Genomic DNA, 17,743 nt, shown 5'->3' with positions numbered 1-17,743 from the left:
GTGGTGACTTCCAGCAATGACTCGTTCGTCCATCTGCATACCCACACCGAATACTCCATGCTGGATGGTGCGGCACGTCTCACTGAGTTGTTCGACGAGACCGAGCGGCTGGGCATGCCTGCGCTGGCCACCACGGACCACGGATACCTGTTCGGTGCCTTCGATTTCTGGAAGAAGGCCACGGACAAAGGCATCAAGCCGATCATCGGCGTGGAAGCCTATGTCACGCCGGGCACGGCGCGCGGCGACAAAGAGCGCGTCCGCTGGGGCGACGAGGGCCAGCGCAAGGATGACGTTTCCGGTGGTGGTTCCTACACCCACATGACGTTGTTGAGCTACAACAACGTGGGCATGCGCAATCTGTTCCGGGCATCCTCGATTGCTTCGCTCGACTCGGTGTTCGGCAAATGGCCCCGCTTGGACAGGGAGTTGCTGAACACGTATTCCGAAGGCCTGATCGCCACCACCGGTTGCCCTTCCGGTGAAGTCCAGACCCGCCTTCGGCTCGGGCAGTACCGGGAGGCGCTGGCCGCGGCTTCCGAGTTCCGCGACATCTTCGGTGCGGAAAACTACTTCTGCGAACTGATGGACCATGGCCTGGACATCGAACGGCGGGTCACCGGCGATCTGCTGCGTTTGGCCAAGGAACTGAAGCTTCCGCTCGTGGCCACCAATGACCTCCACTACACGCATGAGCATGACGCGAAGGCGCACGAGGCCCTCTTGGCGATCCAGTCGGGCTCCACGCTGCTCGAGCCCACCTATGACAACGGCGGCTCGCGGTTTGCGTTCTCCGGCAGCGGCTACTACCTGAAGTCACCGCAGGAGATGCGCGAGTTGTTCCGCGATCATCCCGAAGCCTGCGACAACACTTTGCTGATCGCAGAGCGCTGCGAAGTGTCCTTCAACACGGGCGCGAACTACATGCCGCGGTTCCCTTGTCCTCCCGGCGAGGACGAGACATCCTGGCTCGTCAAGGAAGTAGCCACGGGGCTCGACTACCGCTACCCGAACGGCGTCCCGGACAAGGTACGCACGCAAGCCGACTATGAGCTTGAGGTCATCACGTCCATGGGCTTCCCGGGATACTTCCTGGTGGTGGCCGACTTCATCAACTGGGCCAAGAACAACGGAATCAGGGTGGGCCCGGGCCGTGGTTCGGGTGCGGGCTCCATGGTGGCGTATGCCATGCGCATCACCGACCTCGACCCGCTGGAACACGGCCTGATCTTCGAGCGCTTCCTCAACCCGGACCGCGTGTCCATGCCCGACTTCGACGTCGACTTCGATGATCGTCGCCGCTCCGAGGTGATCGACTACGTCACCCGGAAGTACGGCGACGAGCGCGTGGCCATGATTGTCACCTACGGCACCATCAAGACCAAGCAGGCCCTCAAGGACTCCTCCCGTGTGCTCGGCTACCCGTTCAGCATGGGTGAACAGCTCACCAAGGCGTTGCCGCCGGCCGTGATGGCCAAGGACATCCCGCTGGCGGACATCCAGAACCCCGAGGCCAAGCGCTATGGCGAGGCCGGAGACTTCCGCCAGCTCATCAGCACGGACCCGGAGGCCGCCAAGGTCTTCGAGACCGCGCTGGGCATTGAGGGGCTGAAGCGGCAGTGGGGCGTACATGCCGCAGGCGTCATCATGTCTTCGGACCCCATCATCGACGTCATTCCTGTCATGCGACGCATCCAGGACGGCCAGGTCATCACGCAGTTCGATTACCCGACGTCCGAAGGCCTCGGCCTGATCAAGATGGACTTCCTCGGCTTGAGGAACCTGACGATCATTTCCGACGCCCTGGAAAACATCAAGATGAACCGAGGCGTCGACCTCGATCTTGAGCACCTGTCGTTGGACGACCCGGCGTCGTACGAGTTGCTGGCGCGCGGCGACACGTTGGGCGTCTTCCAGCTCGACGGCGGGCCCATGCGGTCGCTGCTCAAGCTCATGAAGCCTGACAACTTCGAAGACATCTCCGCCGTGTTGGCGCTGTACCGGCCGGGTCCCATGGGCGCCAACGCCCACACGGATTACGCCCTGCGTAAGAACAAGATCCAGGAAGTCATCCCGATCCACCCGGAGCTCGAGGAACCGCTCTCCGAAATCCTCGGCGGAACATATGGCCTGATCGTGTACCAGGAGCAGGTCATGGCCGTGGCCCAGAAGCTGGCCGGCTACTCACTTGGTCAAGCCGATATCCTCCGGCGCGCCATGGGCAAGAAGAAGAAATCCGAACTGGACAAGCAGTTTGCCGGCTTTTCCCAGGGCATGCAGGACAACGGCTATTCCATGGATGCCGTCAAGACCTTGTGGGACATCCTGCTCCCGTTCTCCGACTACGCCTTCAACAAGGCGCACTCCGCCGCGTACGGGGTCATTTCCTACTGGACCGCGTACCTGAAGGCCCACTTCGCTCCCGAATACATGGCAGCCCTGCTCACTTCCGTGGGCGACGACAAGGACAAATCGGCCATCTACCTCAATGAATGCCGGCGTATGGGCATTACGGTCCTGCCGCCGGACGTCAACGAGTCAAGCCTCAACTTCACCCCTGTGGGAACTGACATCCGCTTCGGAATGGGGGCTATCCGCAACGTCGGCGTCAACGTCGTGGAAGCCATGGTGGCGGCCCGGGCGAGCGAGGGCGCCTACACGTCCTTCAAGGACTTCCTCATGAAGGTTCCGGCGGTGGTCTGCAATAAGCGCACCATCGAGTCCCTCATCAAGGCCGGTGCGTTCGACTCCCTCGGCCATCACCGCCGTGCGCTGGCGATGGTGCACGAAGAAGCGATCGATTCGGTCATCACGCTCAAACGCAATGAGGCGATCGGCCAGTTCGATCTCTTCGCCGGATTCGAGGACCAGGAGCCGCAAGCCTCCCTGAGCACGGAGATTCCGGACCTGCCGGAATGGGAGAAGAAAGACAAGCTCGCCTTCGAGCGTGACATGCTCGGACTCTACGTCTCGGACCATCCACTGCAAGGGCTTGAGGGCGTGTTGAGCCAGCACGCAGAGCAGTCGATCACTTCGATCCTGGGAGAAGACGGACCGCACGACGGCGCCATCGTCACCATTGCGGGCATGATCACCTCGCTCAGCCGCAGGATTGCCAAGGCAAGCGGCAATGCCTACGCGCGGGCGGAGATCGAAGACCTGGGCGGTTCCATCGAAGTCATGTTCTTCGGCCAGGTCTACGGCCCCATCGCCTCGGTCCTCGCGGAGGACCTGATCGTGGTGGTCAAGGGCCGCCTGCAGCGGCGCGACGACGGTGCGGTTACCTTGAACTGCATGGAGCTCTCGGTTCCGGACCTCAGCGAAAGCACCAACGGTCCCCTCGTCATCACGATGCCCACCTACAAGGCAACCGAGGCCGTCGTCACCGATCTTCGCGATGTTTTGACCACCCACCGGGGAAACTCCGAGGTCCGGCTCCACCTGCAAGGTGACTCCAAGGTCGAGGTCATGGGCCTGCCCGTACACATGCGCGTGAATCCCACTCCGTCGCTTTTCGGTGACCTCAAGGTACTTCTCGGCCCGACCTGCCTGGACAGTTGATGAGCCCAGCTTCCTGAACAACCCAGCCGATGACGTTAGATCTCCTGCCTTAACTAGATCTCATAATCGATCGGAACCGGCTGGCCGTAGGAGCCCGAGTGGTACAGCAGGGGAGTATCGTCTTCGCCGACCAGCCCATCGACAACCTCCACCACCACGATCGCGTTATTTTCGAAGGACAGGCGCATCTGGATCTTGCCGATCAGCCAGCCGGCCACGTTCTTGAGGATCGGGACGTCGAAGGGCCCAGGCTCCCAGTGATCGCCTTCAAACCGTTCCTGCGTGCGGGCGAAGCGGTCTGCGAGGGCCTGATTCTCGAGACCGAGCATGTGCAGGCCGATATACGTTGAATTCGCCACAGCCGGCCAGGAGCTGGAGCTGCGGGACATGTTGAACGTGAAGCGTGGTGGCTCGGCCGACAGCGAAGCCACGGACGTCGCCGTGAAGCCGAAGGGCTTGCCGTTGAGGTCGGCAGTGATGATGGCCACCCCCGCGGCATGCCGGCGGAACATTTGCTTGAATGTCGCTTCAAAAGCCGAATTGTCCGAGGCCACTTTGCCGATCTCCTGCGTGAGCTAGTGGTAATAACGCTGGTGGATTCAGCGTATTCCGCTGCTCGCCGCGGCGCTTGCTTGTTGAGCCTCCAGAAACGTTTGTTAATGTTTGTGTCATGACGAAGCCACCATCGAACCTTCTCGACTCCGGTCCCGCGAGGGACACCCACCCTGACATGGGCATGGACATGCGAGACCGCAAATGGTGGCTGTGGCTCGCCGTGCCTGCCGCCTCGGGAATCGGGCTGGGTCTCGCATGGTGGCTATTGGCTCCGGGCGGCCTCAACGTCGTCTCCGGCAATCCTGCCCTCGCCGATCCCACTGCCTCGGCGGGGCGGCTTCCGAGGGACTTGGTCCTGGCGGGGCTTCTGCTGCTTTCCGGCTGCTTCACGGCAGTCCTCCTCGACGGCAAGGTCCGGACGCCGGGCCACGGCATCCGCACGTTCCTGGCAGTCCTAGGTGGCGCCGTGGGGGCATTGGTGGCTTGGCAGGTGGGTGTGCTGGCCGCGCACTGGTGGGGTCCCGCCTCAAGCGGAACCGACGGCTTCTCGTTGCGGTCGGCGACGGCACTCTTGCTGTGGCCGGGGGCGACGGCCCTTGTGACATTCCTGCTGACTCTTTTCAGCTTGATGGGAAGGCAGCCGGAGGCACCGCCGCTTGACCCGTAAAATGATCTGGTGACCATTTCTCCGGACAACCCTGCCGAAACCGCCGTCCAGTCCCTGGACTTCCGCCGCATTGACTTGCGCGGACGATCCTTGACCCTTGCGGAGCTGCGTGCCGTGGTGCCCCGGGCGAAGCATCAGACCATGGCGGACGCCGAGCAAAAAGTCCTGGACATCATTGCTGCCGTCCGATCCCGCGGCTTCGAGGCGCTTGGGGAGTTCGCGCTGGCGTTCGACGGCGTGGAGCAGTCCCACCCGCGCGTGCCGGATGCCGCCCTTGCTGAAGCCCTTGAGAACCTGGATCCGTCAGTCCGTGCGGCCCTAGAGGAATCCATCAGCCGTGCCCGGCGTTTTGCGGATGGCCAACGGCCCGCGAACGTCGATGTGGAACTGGGGGACGGCGCCGTCGTCAGCCAGAACTGGGTGCCGGTGGGCCGCGTGGGACTGTATGTTCCCGGCGGGCTGGCCGTCTATCCGTCGTCGGTGATCATGAACGTCGTTCCGGCGCTGGCTGCCGGGGTCGCCTCGATCGCTTTGGCGTCTCCGCCGCAGAAGGACTTCGGAGGCTTGCCCCACCCCACCATCCTGGCCGCGGCCGCTTTGCTCGGCATTGACGAGGTGTATGCCATCGGAGGGGCCCAGGCGATTGTTTCCTTTGCCTACGGCATCCCCGGGGCTGCCGACGATCAGCCCATCGAGCCCGTGGACGTCGTGACCGGTCCCGGAAACATCTTCGTCGCCACGGCCAAGCGGCTTGTGAAAGGCGTCGTGGGGATCGACTCCGAGGCCGGCACTACCGAGATCGCCATCTTGGCTGATGCTTCCGCCCGTCCGGAGCTCGTGGCTGCGGACCTCATCAGCCAGGCCGAGCACGACCCCAAGGCGGCGTCTGTCCTGATCACCGATTCCGAGGAACTCGCCTCCGCAGTGCAGCGGGAACTAGCGGTGCAGGCAGGAACCACGAAGCACGGTGAGCGAGTCACCACGGCATTGTCGGGCCCACAGTCCGGCGTGGTGCTGGTAGACGATATCGAGCAGGGCATTGCGGTCTGCGATGCGTACGCGGCAGAACATTTGGAAATCATGACCGCGGACGCGGCCGCGGTGGCCGCAAGGATCCGCAACGCCGGCGCGATTTTCGTAGGGGACTACAGCCCGGTCAGCCTCGGAGACTACTGTGCAGGCTCCAACCACGTTTTGCCCACGAGCGGTACAGCAGCCTTCTCTTCCGGACTGAACGTGACAACATTCCTTCGCGCCGTCCAGGTGATCAACTACGACAAGGCTGCCTTGGAACAGGTCAGCAAACACATCGTGAGCCTCGCCGACGCCGAAGACCTTCCCGGCCACGGCGACGCCGTCAAGATTCGTTTCGCGGGCCCCTAAACCACTACATGTATGGGTAACAACCACTACATATAGTAATTACAATCTTGTCATTAGGCCTTATATAGCCGTAAACTGGTGCCGGAAGTCAAACTTCCGGCACCAGTTGCGTCCCCGGCCGATGCCGCCGTGAGGACAGGGGTGCCGGAACCAAACAGGGGAGGCCCAGCGTGTATTGTCCGTTCTGCCGAAACCCCGACTCACGCGTTGTGGACAGTCGGATGGCCGACGACGGCTCAGCCATCCGCCGTCGGCGTCAGTGCCCCGAGTGCGGACGCCGGTTCACCACCGTGGAGACCACAAGCCTTTCTGTCATCAAACGCTCCGGCGTGGGAGAGCCCTTCAGCCGGATCAAGATCATCAACGGCGTTCGGAAGGCCTGCCAGGGGCGTCCCGTGACTGAGGACGACCTCGCGATGCTGGCCCAGGAAGTCGAGGAAAATATCCGATCTTCCGGTGCGGCTGAAATCGACGCCCACGAGGTGGGCCTGGCCATCCTGGGACCACTCCAGAAACTCGACGAAGTCGCCTACTTGCGATTTGCCAGCGTTTACCAGGCCTTCGAATCGCTTGAGGACTTCGAATCGGCCATTTCGCTGCTCCGCCACGAAGCCGAAAGCGCAGCGGCCGAGAATGCAGCGAAAATCGCCAAGGGCAAGAGCTCCGAGAAGAGCCCCATCTAGCTCCGGTGGTGGCAGCGGAGGGGAAGCCGCAGCCACCACCGGCATCGCTTCTACCGCCGCCCGAGACCGGCAGTACGGCTCCGGTGATGTAACCGGCGTCGTCGGACATCAACCACAACACGGCGGCGGCCACCTCATCAGGTTCTGCGCCCCGGCCCATGGGGATCCCCGGGTTGAGCCGTTCCACACGGTCGGGCGTCCCAGCGGCCGCGTGCAATCCCGTGTTGGTGCTTCCGGGCGCCACGGAATTCACCCGGATACCCTGTTTCGCTACTTCGGACGCGAGGCCAACCGTCAGGACGTCAACAGCGCCCTTGCTCGCAGCGTAGTGCGCCCAGGTGCCGGGTGAACCCGCTTTGGTCGCGGTCGAGGAAACGTTGACAATGGAGCCGCCCGGGCCGCCGCTCTCGGTGGATAGGCGTCGTACAGCTTCCTGGCAGACGAAGACCAATCCGTTGACGTTGACGTCCATGACGCGGCGGATCGTTTCGCTCGGCACATCAATGAGATTGCCGATGAGGTTGGACTAGTTGACGACGACGGCGTACCCCGCTGCCGCTGCCCTGAGGGCTATGGCAGCGCCAATGCACCGGCTCGCGCCGGTGACAATCGCGACGTCGGGCACGCCGTCGTCCATCCGGAAGGCTGCCGTACTACTTGGCGAGCTTGTGGTGGAGGGCGACGTCAAGCGCGGCCCCCACGATTCCGGCGTCGTTCTTCAGTTCCGCAGTGACGATGCGGGTCCGCAGATTCAGGTGGGGGAAGTATTCGTCCGAACGCTTCGAAATACCGCCACCGATGATGAAGAGTTCCGGGGAGAACAGGAACTCGAGGTGGGAGAGATAGCGCTGCAGCAGCACGCTGTACTCTTCCCAGCTCAAGCCGTCGCGTTCACGTGCCACGGCGGATGCCTTTGTTTCGGCGTCGTGGCCGTCCACTTCGAGGTGGCCGAGCTCGGCGTTGGGCACGAGGTGCCCGTTGAAGATAAAGGCTGAGCCGATGCCTGTGCCGAGCGTAATGACCAGGACCGTGCCGTCGACGCCTTCGCCCGCGCCGTAGCGGGCTTCAGCGAGTCCGGCTGCGTCGGCATCGTTGATGACCTCGACGGGACGGTCCAATCGCTTGGTGAGCAGCGAATCAATGTCGGTGTCGAGCCAGGACTTGTCCACGTTGGCGGCGGAGCGGACTACGCCGTGCTGGATGATTCCGGGGAAGGTGACTCCCACGGGCGAACCTTTGGCGGGGGCATCCTCGCGGGCCGACAATTCTTCGACGATCTGTGCGATCACTTCGGCGACGGCTTCGGGAGTGGCAGGCTGCGGCGTCGGGATACGAAGGCGGTCCCCGAGCAGCTTGCCCTTTTTGAGATCGACGATGCCGCCCTTGATGCCGGTGCCACCGACGTCGATGCCGATCAGCGGGCCGTTCTTGTGGATCTTCTCATCCTTCTTGGTCAATGCGTTTCCGTTCATGGCAGGAGGGGTGGGCATGTCGCAGCACGAACGGCTGCAGGTGACCTTCCGGCGAGCTTAAGGAAGAGTCAGGATTTCGGCGCCGGTCTCGGTGACCAACAGGGTGTGTTCGAATTGCGCGGTCCGCTTGTGGTCGCGGGTGACTACGGTCCATTCATCGGGCCACATGTCCCACTCGATCGTTCCGAGGGTGAGCATGGGTTCAATCGTAAAGACCATGCCGGCTTCGATGACCGTGTTGTAGGCCGGCGCGGCGTCGTAGTGCGGGATGATCAGGCCCGTGTGGAAGGCCTCGCCGACGCCGTGGCCGGTGAAGTCGCGGACCACGCCGTAGCCGAAACGTTTCGCGTAGGACTGGATAGCCCGGCCGATCACGTTGATTTCGCGGCCCGGCGCTACGGCTTTAATGGCCCGGTTGAGCGACTCCCGGGTGCGTTCAACGAGAAGACGCGACTCGTCGTCGACGTCTCCCACCAGGAAGGTGTAGTTCGTGTCTCCGTGGACCCCGTTGATGTAGGCCGTGATGTCGATGTTCAGGATGTCGCCGTCCTGGACGACGGTGCTGTCTGGAATGCCATGGCAGATGACCTCGTTAAGCGAGGAGCACAGGGATTTGGGAAAGCCCCGGTAGCCAAGAGTTGACGGGTAGGCCTGGTGGTCCAGGATGAACTCGTGGCCGATCCGGTCCAACTGGTCCGTCGTGACCCCCGGCTCGATGTGCTTGCCGACCTCGACGATCGCCTGGGCCGCGATTTTGCTGGCGATGCGGATCTTCTCGATGGTTTCCGCCGATTTGACCTCTGAACCGGTGAACTTCGCCGGTCCAGGCTTGCCGACGTACTCCGGGCGCGGGATGGACGCCGGTACCGGCAGCTGTGGGCTGACGGTTCCACGGGTGAGCGTGCCGATGGGTGCGGTCAGAGCGGGAGAAGGCATAGATTGATCATATAAGGGACGCGCGAGACGCAAGTAACTAAGTAGCTAAATATCGGCCCGCACGAAGGGCAACCCGCCCCGCCGAGCGTACGGCGGGATTCGCAAAGGAGAAACCGTGGCGGAGTTCTGGTACAACGTTCAGACACACCAAATCGAAGAGGACGCGTTGTCCGACTGGTCCCAGTTGATCGGTCCTTACAAGACCCGCGAGGAAGCCGAGCATGCCCTCGAAAAGGTCAAGGCCCGCAACGAAGCCTGGGACAAGGACGACGAGGACTGAAGCTGTGTCCTCCTAGAAGGAGTGTTCCGGGCCCGGGAACTGGCCGGACCTGACGTCGTCGGCGTACGCCTTCGCTGCTTCGCTCAGGGTGGTGCGCAGATCCGCATATTGCTTGACGAACTTGGCCATCTTGCCGCCGCGCAATCCGGCCATGTCCTGCCACACCAGGACCTGTCCCGTGGTTGCGTTACCTGCGCCGATTCCGATAGTCGGTACGTCAATGGCTGCATCGACGGCGGCCGCGGTTTCCGCGGGAACCATCTCCATCAGTACACAGAACGCTCCGGCATTTGCGAGGGCAACGGCGTCTTCGATCAGGCGCGCAGCGTCATCGCCCCGGCCCTGGACGCGGTAGCCGCCCAGAGAGTGTTCGCTCTGGGGCGTGAAGCCGATGTGCGCCATGACGGGAATGCCTGCCTGGACCATGGCCCGCACGGTTCCCGCGTAGAACGCGCCGCCTTCGATCTTGACGGCGTGTGCCAGGCCTTCCTTCAGGAAGCGCACGCCTGTTGCCACTGCCTGCTCCGGAGACACTTCGTAACTGCCGAAGGGAAGATCGGCCACAACCAAGGCACGCTTGGCGGATCGGGCCACTGCTCGACACAAGGGGAGGAGTTCGTCGACGGTCACCGGGAGGCTGGTTTCGTTCCCGAAGACGTTGTTGGAGGCCGAATCGCCGATCAGCAACACCTCGATGCCGGCCTGGTCGAAAATTTCAGCCGTGTATTGCTCGTAGGCGGTCAACATCGCAAAGTGCTCACCCTTTGCCTTGGCCTGTTGCAGGTGATGGGTGCGGATCCGGGCGGCGGGCTTCGGCGTTGAAGCAACCGTTGAAGCCCCGGAACCTGCAGTGGCAGGTCCGGTTCCGTAAGGCGCAGGAATTTCGGCGGGCATGCTGGAATCGGAACTGTTGCTTGGGGCCATGAATAGAGCGTATGCGGTACCGGCCGTCCTAGCCACCGTCGCATGAGGAGCCTCACATTTGTAAACGCTGTGTTACGCGGACCGGGGGTGCAGCCAATCCGGGCCAATGCTTAGTAGAGTGAATGCTGAGTTGTCGTCGGCTTCGAACCCCGAACCCGCGGCATGGACGTTGACCCGGAAATGAGGCCCCATGGACCGCCAGCAAGAGTTCGTTCTGCGAACTATCGAAGAGCGTGATGTGCGCTTCGTACGCTTGTGGTTTACCGACGTCGTCGGTTCCCTGAAATCGGTGGCACTTGCGCCGGCAGAAGTGGAAGGCGCCTTCGAAGAAGGCCTAGGTTTCGATGGCTCGGCTATCGAGGGCCTCGCCAGGGTGTTCGAATCCGACATGCTGGCCCAGCCGGACCCCTCCACGTTCCAGATCCTCCCGTGGCGCGGTGAAACCGAGCAGACCTCCAGGATGTTCTGCGACATCCTGACCCCCGACGGCGAGCCGTCGGCCGCCGACCCCCGCAACGTGCTCAAGCGCACCCTCGCCAAGGCCGCTGACATGGGTTTCACTTGCTACACGCATCCTGAAATCGAGTTCTACCTCCTCAAGTCCCAGGACCTCGACGCCAACGGCGTTCCTGTTCCGGTTGACGAGGGCGGCTACTTCGATCACGTGCCCGGCGGCGTGGCACAGGACTTCCGTCGCACTGCCGTCACCATGCTTGAATCCGTGGGTATCTCCGTGGAGTTCAGCCACCACGAAGGCGGACCAGGCCAGAACGAGATTGATCTGCGGTACGCGGACGCGCTCCAGACGGCCGACAACATCATGACCTTCCGCACTGTCATCAAGGAAGTGGCCCTGCAGCAGGGCACCTACGCCACGTTCATGCCCAAGCCGTTCACGGACCACCCGGGTTCGGGCATGCACACGCACTTCTCGCTGTTCGAGGGCGACACCAATGCCTTCTACGAGGCCGGCGCGGAATTCCAGTTGTCCAAGACCGCGCGCCAGTTCATTGCCGGTATCCTGCACCACGCGCCGGAATTCACCGCAGTCACCAACCAGTTCGTCAATTCGTACAAGCGCCTCTGGGGCGGCGGCGAAGCGCCGAGCTACCTGAGTTGGGGCCACAACAACCGCTCGGCCCTGGTTCGCGTGCCGCTCTACAAGCCGGGCAAGGGCCAGTCCGCGCGGATCGAATACCGCGGGATTGACTCCGCCACCAACCCGTACCTCGCCTACGCCGTATTGCTTGGTGCCGGGCTCAAGGGCATCGAGGAGGGTTACGACCTTCCGGCCGCCGCGGAAGACGATGTTTGGTCGCTGACCACGGCCGAGCGCAAGGCGATGGGTCACACTCCGCTGCCGGCCAGCCTCCACGATGCCATCCGCGCCATGGAGGATTCGGAACTCGTAGCAGACATCCTCGGCGAACAGGTCTTTGACCACTTCCTGCGCAACAAGCGTGCGGAATGGCAGGACTACCGGCTCCAGGTCACGCCTTACGAGCTCAAGCGCAATCTCGGCATTCTCTAGGCTGTGAGTGTGAGCCTGGCCCGCCGGCTCATCTCGGCCGGTTTCAGCGATCTTGAAAAGGGTGAACGGTTCCTTGCCGCGCGTGAACTCGACGGCATCGACCAGGAGACGATCTTTGCTGGCCTGCACCTGAGCGCCAACCCGGACACCGCGCTCCAGTCGCTCGTCCGTTTGATTGAGAAGCATCCCTCACTCAGGCAGCTCGCGGGGGAGCACCCGGATCGCAGCGAGCCGCTTTACCGCTTGCTGGGGGCCTCCGAGGCCTTGGGGGAGTTCCTGATCAGGCATCCGGAACACCTGGACGTCTTTGATGTCCGCGTCAGCCCGGAGCCCTTGTCCGCCGACCCCCGTGAGCTTCGGACGAAGCTGCTCCGCTCTGTCAAAGCGGACCCCAACTCTCCCCGGCCCGTTGCAGCGATGACGGGGGCCAGTGCCTACACCGCCCTCCGGACGGCTTACCGGCGCGGGCTGACCGAACTGGCCATTAAGGATCTCTGCGCCGCTAGTCCCCAGGACTTCATGCCCGCCGTCGGCGCCGAACTGGCCGACCTCGCCGGCGCGGCGATAGAAGCAGCCCTGGCGGTTGCCAGGGCCGAAGCCGCGGCGACTTTCGATGCCGACGATATTGCCGGCGTCGGGCTGGCCGTCATCGGCATGGGCAAGTGCGGTGCCCGCGAGCTGAATTACATTTCCGACGTCGACGTCATCTACGTGATCGAGGCGCCGAGCCTCGAGGACGCCGAGGCCGCAACAATCGGCACGGCCTTGGCCGCCGGGATATCCCGTGCCATTTCGTCCACGGGCACCGAACCCGGGCTGTGGGAGGTCGACGCGAACTTGCGGCCTGAGGGCAAATCGGGTCCCCTCGTCAGGACCTTGCCCTCGCACTTGAGCTACTACGCGAAGTGGGCTGAAAGCTGGGAGTTCCAGGCACTCCTCAAGGCGCGGACCATCGCGGGAGACAAGGATCTGGGTTCGCGTTACGAGCAGGCCGTCCAACCGCTCGTGTGGGCTTCGGCCGGCCGGGAAGGATTCGTGGAATCGGTGCAGGCTATGCGCCGCAGGGTCACGAACAACATCGCTCCGGCGGAAGAACAGCGCCAGATCAAACTCGGTCCCGGCGGCCTGCGCGATGTCGAGTTCACGGTGCAGCTCCTGCAGCTCGTCCACGGAAAGTCCGATGAAACCCTCCGTTGCCGTGACACCACGTCGGCGATATCCGCGCTGTCCGCGGGTGGCTACATCGGCAGGGTGGACGCCGCTGCCTTCGATGCCGCCTACCGCTATCTGCGGGTTCTTGAGCACCGCATCCAGTTGTTCCAGATGCGCCGTACCCACCTCATGCCGACGAGCCAGGAGTCTTTGCGTTTCCTCGCGAAGGCCGTCCTGGGGCCCTTTTCAACGGGCAGGCCGCATCCGGACGCCCTGATCGAAACCTGGCAGAAGACCAAGCGGTCCGTTCGCGAACTGCACGATCGGATCTTCTACCGGCCGCTGCTCAACACTGCCGCGAAGCTGAGCACCGAAGACGCCCGGCTCACTCCGGAGGCCGCCCAAGGCCGGCTCGCAGCACTCGGCTACCGCGACCCGCAAGGCGCGATGCGCCACATCGAGGCCCTCACGGCAGGGGTCAGCCGCCGCGCCGCGCTGCAGCGGCAACTGCTTCCCATCCTTCTCGGCTGGCTCGCCGAAGGTGTAGACCCCGACGCCGGACTGCTCGCCTTCCGCCGCGTCAGCGAAGCCCTCGGAACGACCCATTGGTATCTCGGGATGCTCCGGGACTCGCAGGCGGCGGCCGAGCGGCTTTGCCACGTGCTCTCCAACTCGCGGTTGATCGCCGATCTCCTGGAGGTTTCCCCGGAATCCGTTGCGTGGCTTGGTGCCGACAAGGAACTCATGCCGCTTAGCTTCGAAGCGCAGTGGCAGGAAATCCAGTCCAAGATGTCGCGCCACGCCGATCCCGCGAACGCGATGCGGCTCATCCGGCTCATCCGGCGCCGGGAAATCCTCCGGATCGCCATCGCGGACAGCTCAGGCCTCCTGGAACAAGACGCAGTGGGGGCGGCATTGGCCGATGCCGACCGGGCCGCGGTTCTGGGCGCCTTGCACGTCGCCGAAGCCATCGTGGCTTCCGATGGGCCCCTCAAGACCCAGGTGTTGGTGGTTGCCATGGGCAGGCAAGGCGGGCGCGAGATCGGCTACGGCTCCGACGCCGACGTCATGTACGTCCATCGCGCTCTTCCCGGGGCGAGTGAATCCGAAGCCCAGCAACAAGCCCTTGCCGTCGTGGGGCACCTTTCCACTTTGCTCACCCAACCCCTCAAACCGGCCATCCTGGCGGAGCGGGTCCTCAGCGTCGACGCCGATCTTCGTCCCGAGGGGAAGAGCGGGGCCATGGTCCGTTCCCTCGAGTCGTACGCGGAGTACTACCGGCGGTGGTCCCTCATCTGGGAGGCCCAGGCGCTGTTGCGGGCCCAGCCAATGGCCGGCAACGACGATTTGGCCGGGGAGTTCCTCCGGCTCATCAACCCGATCCGTTACCCGGAGTCCCTCGCGGACACAGATGTGCGTGAGATCCGACGAGTCAAGGCGCGGGTGGAGTCGGAACGGCTCCCGAGAAACGCCGATCCGGCCAGGCACGTCAAACTCGGCAGGGGCGGACTCAGCGACGTCGAATGGCTTGTGCAGCTGCTCCAGCTCCAACACGCAGGGAAGCATCCGCAACTCCGGACGACTTCCACGCTGCAGGCCCTCGACCTGATTGAGTCGTTGGGCTTGATCGACAAGAGCGACATCGTGTTGCTTCGCGAAGCCTGGCGGCTAGCGAGCCGTATCCGCTCGGCGAATGTGATCTGCACCGGCCGCGCCTCCGATGTCCTCCCGGCCTCTCGCAGGGATCTCGAGGCCGTTGCCAGATGGTGTGGTTACGCTCCTGGGCAAGCCGCGGTGTTCGAGGAAGATTATCTGCGCCTGAGCCGGCGGACCCGGGCCGTGTTTGAGAAGGACTTCTACGGCCAGTGAGCTCGGCTCCAGCCGTCCCCGCGGAGGGCGGAGGGCGGAGGGCGCTAAGCTCGAAGGATGCTCGAAACCGTGTGGCTCATTCCGCTGAAGGATCTCGACGACGATGCCCGCACCATCAAGCTCGGCGACGTCGCGGAGATGGAATTGGCCGCGGGGCAGGAAGATTTCGTCGGCGACCCGTTCAAGATGATGCTCATGGGCCTCGAAGACGAAAGCCGCTGGCCGTACGTGATCGAAGCGGCCGGTGCCGCCGTCGGAGTTTTCACCTTGCAGTCAGGTGCCGCGACCTTGGCGGGATGGGACGACGACGATTCCGCCTGGCTCCTGCGTGGGTTCCTGATCGACCAGGCGCGACAGGGAAGGGGCCTGGGCTCCCTATCGGCTGCAGCTGCTGCCCGGGAAGCGCTCAAGCTGACAGCGAGGCTGGGTGGCGGGCAGGACGGCGTCGTGCTCTCCGTCAACGAACGCAATCCGGCCGCCAAGGCTGCCTACGCAAAAGCGGGTTTTCTGCAGACGGGCAAATACTTGGGTGGTTCCGCCGGTCCGCAATGCACCATGTACCGGGGGTTCGGCGACTAGCCGGGCGTCCTTCGAGGTGTTTGCCCGGCAGAGTCACCGTGATGCATCTCTCGCTCAGGGAGAAAGTAAGCTTACTGAATGAATAGACCGGACGAAGGCCCTGCAGATACTCTCCTTGGCGGCAGGTACCGTGTGCAGGAGCGCATCGCCTCCGGCTCCATGGCCACCGTCTACCGGGCCTCGGATGAGTATCTAGGGCGCGACGTCGCGGTCAAGATCATCAACAGGCCCGCAGCTGCAGCGGGGCCCGTCCCTCTGGACGATGAGGTGGGCATCCTCGCCCGCATGAGTCATCACGGCCTGGTGACCCTCCTTGACGCCGGAGTCGACCGGGAAGGGTCCGGAGAACCCAAGGTTTACCTGGTGATGGAGCTGGTTCAAGGGGCGGACTTGAAACAGCGGCTGGCCGACGGTCCCGTTGCTTCGCGAGACGCGGCCCTGCTTGGTCATGATCTCGCGGACGCCTTGGACTACATCCATCGCAGTGGCGTCATTCACAGGGATGTGAAGCCAAGCAACATCATGCTCTTCGACTACAACCAGGACTCCGCGCGGATGCGGGCGAAGCTGACGGACTTTGGCATCGCACTGATCTCGGAAGCCCCCCAGGGGCCTGATGGCGGCGTCTTCGGGACGGCGGCATACTTGAGCCCGGAGCAGGCGCGTTCCGAGCCTGTGGGCCCAGCCAGTGACGTGTATTCCCTCGGCCTGGTGCTGCTGGAGTGCCTTACAGGGCGGCTCGCTTTCCCCGGGGATCCCCTGCAAAGCGCGCTTGCCCGGCTGATCCAGGACCCGCCGATCCCCGCCGACCTTAACGAGTTCTGGCGGACCCTCTTAGGCGCGATGACGGCGGCCGATCCCCAAGCCCGACCGACAGCGCGGGACATATCCGAGGCGCTGTATGAGCACGCCCATTCCGGCCGGGGCAAGCATAAAGTAGACGCTTCCATCATTCCGGCGGACGAGGCCGAGAGAATGGCGGCGGTGCACCGATATCAAATCCTCGATACGCCGCCGGACGGCGCCTTCGACAGGATTACTGCACTGGCGGCCCGGCTTTTCGATGTTCCCATAGCAATCGTCAGCGTCGTGGACCATGACCGGATTTGGTTCAAGTCCCACCACGGAACTGCGGTGGAACAGATCGACAGGGACCCCGGTCTCTGCGCCTCGGCCATCCTTCAGGGAGGGACCTGGGTTGTCGAGAACGCCCCGGAGGATCCCCGCGCGCTATCGAACCCGCTGGTGGCGGGGGAGTTCGGACTCGGCTTCTACGCGGGAGCCCCGCTGCGTACCCGCGAGGGCCACAACTTGGGGACCCTGTGCATCCTCGACTTCGCTCCGCGAAAGATGTCCGCGGCGGAGATCGACACTCTCCGGGACCTGGCCGCGGTAGTCATGAACGACCTGGAACTTCGGCTCGAAAGCCGGCTTTCGGCACAAGGCGTGCGCGCGTCGGCCGATGTCGATTAGATTAGTAAGTCTACTTACAGTAAGGTTGCTGAGGTTTGCACAGCGATAAAGGCAATCATCAAAATGTTTACGACTGAAACGGAAGGTACATCATGAATGTCATCCTCGGAATCGTCGCGGTCATCGCGATCGTTTTCTTTATCATTGGCGGAACTGTCAAGGCCCTGGGATTCCTTCTTTGGATCGCCCCGATACTGATCGTCTTGGCGATTATCGTCTTCCTCTTCAGGTTGATTAGCGGGCGCCGGCGGGTGTAGGAAAATTGGGGGTCCGGCCCCGGCGATCCGGGGCCTTTACCAAAGGACGGCTGTGTCTTAGCGGACACGGCCGTTCTTGTTTTTGTGCGGGAATTCATTTCTCGTTGTACGTTTCTTCCCGGACTTCGTCGTACGGAAGGCCTCCGGGAAGCGACCCTTCGGCGAGGCCGCGGAGGACGAGGCGACGCAGGGGTGGCTGTCCGTCTGCCGCGAGAACTGACGAGCCGATCGAAGCAGGGGCAGGTAGGTTGGCTGCTGCCATCCGGTCAACTCCTGATGCGCCTGCGGCGCCCAAGAGGACGACTGCGAGGGCAGCCATTGCGTGCACTATGGGTCTTTTCCAAAGCCTCATTTATTGATCCTGACCCGCTTGCGTCAAAACCGGATCAAATTCTCCTTTGCAGAGGCTGGGAGCCTCAAA

At 63.2% G+C, this 17,743-nt stretch carries 15 protein-coding genes and 1 pseudogene; 10 read left to right on the top strand and 6 right to left on the bottom strand.

The genetic code is table 11. The annotated features are described in order from the left end of the window. The first annotated feature begins 3 nt into the window (after positions 1–3). Complete coding sequence (gene dnaE, locus ACSVHC_RS02505; protein WP_439180570.1) at positions 4–3,561, top strand: DNA polymerase III subunit alpha; 3,558 nt, start codon at positions 4–6, stop codon at positions 3,559–3,561. Positions 3,562–3,614: 53 nt separating this feature from the next. Here the strand turns inward: dnaE and ACSVHC_RS02500 are convergent, their stop codons facing one another. After that, complete coding sequence (locus tag ACSVHC_RS02500) at positions 3,615–4,073, bottom strand: flavin reductase family protein (RefSeq protein ID WP_425550457.1); 459 nt, start codon at positions 4,071–4,073, stop codon at positions 3,615–3,617. A 158-nt stretch (positions 4,074–4,231) separates the two neighbouring features. Between ACSVHC_RS02500 and ACSVHC_RS02495 the strand changes: the two genes are divergently transcribed. The 3 genes from ACSVHC_RS02495 to nrdR all read left to right on the top strand — a co-directional run bounded on the left by ACSVHC_RS02495 (position 4,232) and on the right by nrdR (position 6,849). Continuing rightward, complete coding sequence (locus ACSVHC_RS02495; RefSeq protein WP_437773216.1) at positions 4,232–4,783, top strand: hypothetical protein; 552 nt, start codon at positions 4,232–4,234, stop codon at positions 4,781–4,783. Positions 4,784–4,792: 9 nt separating this feature from the next. After that, positions 4,793–6,166, top strand: a complete 1,374-nt coding sequence (hisD, locus tag ACSVHC_RS02490; protein ID WP_437773217.1) for a histidinol dehydrogenase — start codon at positions 4,793–4,795, stop codon at positions 6,164–6,166. A gap of 170 nt (positions 6,167–6,336) precedes the next feature. Next, positions 6,337–6,849, top strand: coding sequence for a transcriptional regulator NrdR (gene nrdR / locus ACSVHC_RS02485; RefSeq protein WP_234753861.1), 513 nt, complete (start codon positions 6,337–6,339; stop codon positions 6,847–6,849). 67 nt (positions 6,850–6,916) lie between these two features. Here the strand turns inward: nrdR and ACSVHC_RS02480 are convergent. The 3 genes and pseudogenes from ACSVHC_RS02480 to map form a co-directional block, all read right to left on the bottom strand. Then, positions 6,917–7,354 (bottom strand): annotated as a pseudogene (locus tag ACSVHC_RS02480) (SDR family oxidoreductase); the annotation flags it as partial. Between the two features lie 148 nt (positions 7,355–7,502). Continuing rightward, positions 7,503–8,306 carry a polyphosphate--glucose phosphotransferase gene (gene ppgK / locus ACSVHC_RS02475; RefSeq protein WP_439181370.1) on the bottom strand — a complete coding sequence of 268 codons (804 nt, stop codon included), beginning with the start codon at positions 8,304–8,306 and terminating at the stop codon, positions 7,503–7,505. Between the two features lie 72 nt (positions 8,307–8,378). Beyond that, positions 8,379–9,257 (bottom strand): type I methionyl aminopeptidase, encoded by an 879-nt coding sequence (map, locus tag ACSVHC_RS02470; RefSeq protein ID WP_437773218.1) that lies wholly within the window; start codon positions 9,255–9,257, stop codon positions 8,379–8,381. A gap of 115 nt (positions 9,258–9,372) precedes the next feature. On the opposite strand from map, the gene ACSVHC_RS02465 reads away from it, so the two are divergent. After that, positions 9,373–9,537 carry an SPOR domain-containing protein gene (locus ACSVHC_RS02465; RefSeq protein WP_234753867.1) on the top strand — a complete coding sequence of 55 codons (165 nt, stop codon included), beginning with the start codon at positions 9,373–9,375 and terminating at the stop codon, positions 9,535–9,537. Between the two features lie 12 nt (positions 9,538–9,549). On the opposite strand, the gene panB is transcribed toward ACSVHC_RS02465, so the two are convergent. After that, the gene (gene panB / locus ACSVHC_RS02460; protein WP_437773219.1) at positions 9,550–10,461 is read right to left on the bottom strand and encodes a 3-methyl-2-oxobutanoate hydroxymethyltransferase; all 912 of its coding nucleotides are present in this window, start codon (positions 10,459–10,461) and stop codon (positions 9,550–9,552) included. 190 nt (positions 10,462–10,651) lie between these two features. On the opposite strand from panB, the gene ACSVHC_RS02455 reads away from it, so the two are divergent. The 5 genes from ACSVHC_RS02455 to ACSVHC_RS02435 all read left to right on the top strand — a co-directional run bounded on the left by ACSVHC_RS02455 (position 10,652) and on the right by ACSVHC_RS02435 (position 17,322). Beyond that, a complete protein-coding gene (locus ACSVHC_RS02455) occupies positions 10,652–11,992 on the top strand; it encodes a glutamine synthetase family protein (RefSeq protein ID WP_234753871.1) in 1,341 nt (446 codons plus the stop codon). Between the two features lie 9 nt (positions 11,993–12,001). Further along, the gene (locus ACSVHC_RS02450; protein WP_437773220.1) at positions 12,002–15,013 is read left to right on the top strand and encodes a bifunctional [glutamine synthetase] adenylyltransferase/[glutamine synthetase]-adenylyl-L-tyrosine phosphorylase; all 3,012 of its coding nucleotides are present in this window, start codon (positions 12,002–12,004) and stop codon (positions 15,011–15,013) included. Between the two features lie 57 nt (positions 15,014–15,070). After that, positions 15,071–15,592 (top strand): GNAT family N-acetyltransferase, encoded by a 522-nt coding sequence (locus tag ACSVHC_RS02445; RefSeq protein ID WP_437773221.1) that lies wholly within the window; start codon positions 15,071–15,073, stop codon positions 15,590–15,592. 78 nt (positions 15,593–15,670) lie between these two features. After that, complete coding sequence (locus ACSVHC_RS02440) at positions 15,671–17,065, top strand: protein kinase domain-containing protein (RefSeq protein ID WP_437773222.1); 1,395 nt, start codon at positions 15,671–15,673, stop codon at positions 17,063–17,065. A 92-nt stretch (positions 17,066–17,157) separates the two neighbouring features. Continuing rightward, complete coding sequence (locus ACSVHC_RS02435) at positions 17,158–17,322, top strand: DUF2207 domain-containing protein (protein WP_139359516.1); 165 nt, start codon at positions 17,158–17,160, stop codon at positions 17,320–17,322. 94 nt (positions 17,323–17,416) lie between these two features. On the opposite strand, the gene ACSVHC_RS02430 is transcribed toward ACSVHC_RS02435, so the two are convergent. Further along, positions 17,417–17,641, bottom strand: a complete 225-nt coding sequence (locus ACSVHC_RS02430; RefSeq protein WP_437773223.1) for a hypothetical protein — start codon at positions 17,639–17,641, stop codon at positions 17,417–17,419. Positions 17,642–17,743: the final 102 nt, after the last annotated feature.

The organism is Arthrobacter sp. KNU-44, from assembly GCF_051843155.1.
GTDB lineage: Bacteria > Actinomycetota > Actinomycetes > Actinomycetales > Micrococcaceae > Arthrobacter.
This window is presented reverse-complemented; position numbering and strand designations above follow the sequence as displayed.

Excerpts from the sequence above, each read along its gene's own strand:
- ACSVHC_RS02445 (WP_437773221.1), top strand. The coding sequence starts at position 15,071 with ATGCTCGAAACCGTGTGGCTCATTCCGCTGAAGGATCTCGACGACGAT.
- ACSVHC_RS02440 (WP_437773222.1), top strand. The coding sequence starts at position 15,671 with ATGAATAGACCGGACGAAGGCCCTGCAGATACTCTCCTTGGCGGCAGG.
- ACSVHC_RS02430 (WP_437773223.1), bottom strand. The coding sequence starts at position 17,641 with ATGGCTGCCCTCGCAGTCGTCCTCTTGGGCGCCGCAGGCGCATCAGGA.
- panB (WP_437773219.1), bottom strand. The coding sequence starts at position 10,461 with ATGGCCCCAAGCAACAGTTCCGATTCCAGCATGCCCGCCGAAATTCCT.
- ACSVHC_RS02435 (WP_139359516.1), top strand. The coding sequence starts at position 17,158 with ATGAATGTCATCCTCGGAATCGTCGCGGTCATCGCGATCGTTTTCTTT.
- ACSVHC_RS02495 (WP_437773216.1), top strand. The coding sequence starts at position 4,232 with ATGACGAAGCCACCATCGAACCTTCTCGACTCCGGTCCCGCGAGGGAC.
- ACSVHC_RS02500 (WP_425550457.1), bottom strand. The coding sequence starts at position 4,073 with ATGTTCCGCCGGCATGCCGCGGGGGTGGCCATCATCACTGCCGACCTC.
- ACSVHC_RS02455 (WP_234753871.1), top strand. The coding sequence starts at position 10,652 with ATGGACCGCCAGCAAGAGTTCGTTCTGCGAACTATCGAAGAGCGTGAT.
- map (WP_437773218.1), bottom strand. The coding sequence starts at position 9,257 with ATGCCTTCTCCCGCTCTGACCGCACCCATCGGCACGCTCACCCGTGGA.